The organism is Stutzerimonas stutzeri (genome assembly GCF_002890915.1).
Lineage (GTDB): Bacteria > Pseudomonadota > Gammaproteobacteria > Pseudomonadales > Pseudomonadaceae > Stutzerimonas > Stutzerimonas stutzeri_AF.
In genome coordinates this window covers 2,501-5,392 of sequence record NZ_POUT01000027.1, presented here as the reverse complement: position 1 = coordinate 5,392, position 2,892 = coordinate 2,501, and the positions used below count along the sequence as shown (strand labels likewise).

The 2,892-nt window shown below is 53.0% G+C and carries 2 rRNA genes (1 of these 2 running past the window's edge); both read right to left on the bottom strand.

From position 1 onward, the window contains the following. Positions 1-24: 24 nt before the first annotated feature. Positions 25-140, bottom strand: a 5S ribosomal RNA gene (rrf, locus tag CXK94_RS22125). Between the two features lie 146 nt (positions 141-286). After that, positions 287-2,892 (bottom strand): 23S ribosomal RNA (locus CXK94_RS22120); it runs 285 nt beyond the window's last position.

The following is a 2,892-nucleotide window of genomic DNA, read 5'->3' as shown; positions in this document are numbered from 1 at the left end:
GCGGATCGGGGGTTTGGGATAGGTGCTTGACGATGACCTACTCTCACATGGGGAGACCCCACACTACCATCGGCGATGCGTCGTTTCACTGCTGAGTTCGGGATGGGATCAGGTGGTTCCAACGCTCTATGGTCGTCAAGCAATTCGGTTGGGAAGTCGGCATTCAGTCGCCTTCCCGTATTGGGTACGTGATATCGGTATTGCGTGTTCTCTGCAAATCTTCGGTTACTTCTGTCGACTTCACCTCGACACCCTCTGCTACCAGAGCAGATTGTTTGGGTGTTATATGGTCAAGCCTCACGGGCAATTAGTATGGGTTAGCTCAACGCCTCACAACGCTTACACACCCCACCTATCAACGTCGTAGTCTTCGACGGCCCTTCAGGGAGCTCGAGGCTCCAGTGAGATCTCATCTTGAGGCAAGTTTCCCGCTTAGATGCTTTCAGCGGTTATCTCTTCCGAACGTAGCTACCCGGCAATGCCACGGGCGTGACAACCGGAACACCAGAGGTTCGTCCACTCCGGTCCTCTCGTACTAGGAGCAGCCCCTCTCAAATCTCAAACGTCCACGGCAGATAGGGACCGAACTGTCTCACGACGTTCTAAACCCAGCTCGCGTACCACTTTAAATGGCGAACAGCCATACCCTTGGGACCGGCTTCAGCCCCAGGATGTGATGAGCCGACATCGAGGTGCCAAACACCGCCGTCGATATGAACTCTTGGGCGGTATCAGCCTGTTATCCCCGGAGTACCTTTTATCCGTTGAGCGATGGCCCTTCCATACAGAACCACCGGATCACTAAGACCTACTTTCGTACCTGCTCGACGTGTCTGTCTCGCAGTCAAGCGCGCTTTTGCCTTTATACTCTGCGACCGATTTCCGACCGGTCTGAGCGCACCTTCGTACTCCTCCGTTACTCTTTAGGAGGAGACCGCCCCAGTCAAACTACCCACCATACACTGTCCTCGATCCGGATAACGGACCAGAGTTAGAACCTCAAAGTTGCCAGGGTGGTATTTCAAGGATGGCTCCACGCGAACTGGCGTCCACGCTTCAAAGCCTCCCACCTATCCTACACAAGCAAATTCAAAGTCCAGTGCAAAGCTATAGTAAAGGTTCACGGGGTCTTTCCGTCTAGCCGCGGATACACTGCATCTTCACAGCGATTTCAATTTCACTGAGTCTCGGGTGGAGACAGCGCCGCCATCGTTACGCCATTCGTGCAGGTCGGAACTTACCCGACAAGGAATTTCGCTACCTTAGGACCGTTATAGTTACGGCCGCCGTTTACCGGGGCTTCGATCAAGAGCTTCGCTTGCGCTAACCCCATCAATTAACCTTCCGGCACCGGGCAGGCGTCACACCCTATACGTCCACTTTCGTGTTTGCAGAGTGCTGTGTTTTTAATAAACAGTCGCAGCGGCCTGGTATCTTCGACCGGCATGGGCTTACTGAGCAAGTCATTCACCCTCACCGGCGCACCTTCTCCCGAAGTTACGGTGCCATTTTGCCTAGTTCCTTCACCCGAGTTCTCTCAAGCGCCTTGGTATTCTCTACCCAACCACCTGTGTCGGTTTGGGGTACGGTTCCTGATTACCTGAAGCTTAGAGGCTTTTCCTGGAAGCATGGCATCAACCACTTCGCTTTCTAAAAGAAAGCTCGTCATCAGCTCTCGGCATTGAGATCCCGGATTTACCTAAGATCCCTGCCTACCACCTTAAACTTGGACAACCAACGCCAAGCTGGCCTAGCCTTCTCCGTCCCCCCATCGCAGTAACCAGAAGTACGGGAATATTAACCCGTTTCCCATCGACTACGCTCTTCAGCCTCGCCTTAGGGACCGACTCACCCTGCGTCGATTAACGTTGCGCAGGAACCCTTGGTCTTTCGGCGTGCGAGTTTTTCACTCGCATTGTCGTTACTCATGTCAGCATTCGCACTTGTGATACCTCCAGCAAGCTTCTCAACTCACCTTCACAGGCTTACACAACGCTCCTCTACCGCTCATCCTAAGATGAACCCGTAGCTTCGGTACCTGGTTTGAGCCCCGTTACATCTTCCGCGCAGGCCGACTCGACTAGTGAGCTATTACGCTTTCTTTAAAGGATGGCTGCTTCTAAGCCAACCTCCTAGCTGTCTAAGCCTTCCCACATCGTTTCCCACTTAACCAGGATTTTGGGACCTTAGCTGACGGTCTGGGTTGTTTCCCTTTTCACGACGGACGTTAGCACCCGCCGTGTGTCTCCCGTGCTGACACTTGCTGGTATTCGGAGTTTGCATCGGTTTGGTAAGTCGGGATGACCCCCTAGCCGAAACAGTGCTCTACCCCCAGCAGTGATACACGAGGCGCTACCTAAATAGCTTTCGAGGAGAACCAGCTATCTCCGAGCTTGATTAGCCTTTCACTCCGATCCACAGGTCATCCGCTAACTTTTCAACGGTAGTCGGTTCGGTCCTCCAGTCAGTGTTACCTAACCTTCAACCTGCCCATGGATAGATCGCCCGGTTTCGGGTCTATTCCCAGCGACTAGACGCCCTATTAAGACTCGCTTTCGCTACGCCTCCCCTATTCGGTTAAGCTCGCCACTGAAAATAAGTCGCTGACCCATTATACAAAAGGTACGCAGTCACCTAACAAAGTAGGCTCCCACTGCTTGTACGCATACGGTTTCAGGTTCTATTTCACTCCCCTCTCCGGGGTTCTTTTCGCCTTTCCCTCACGGTACTGGTTCACTATCGGTCAGTCAGTAGTATTTAGCCTTGGAGGATGGTCCCCCCATGTTCAGACAAAGTTTCTCGTGCTCCGTCCTACTCGATTTCATTGAAAAGAGACTTTCGCGTACGGGGCTATCACCCACTATGGCCGCACTTTCCAGAGCGTTCCGCTAA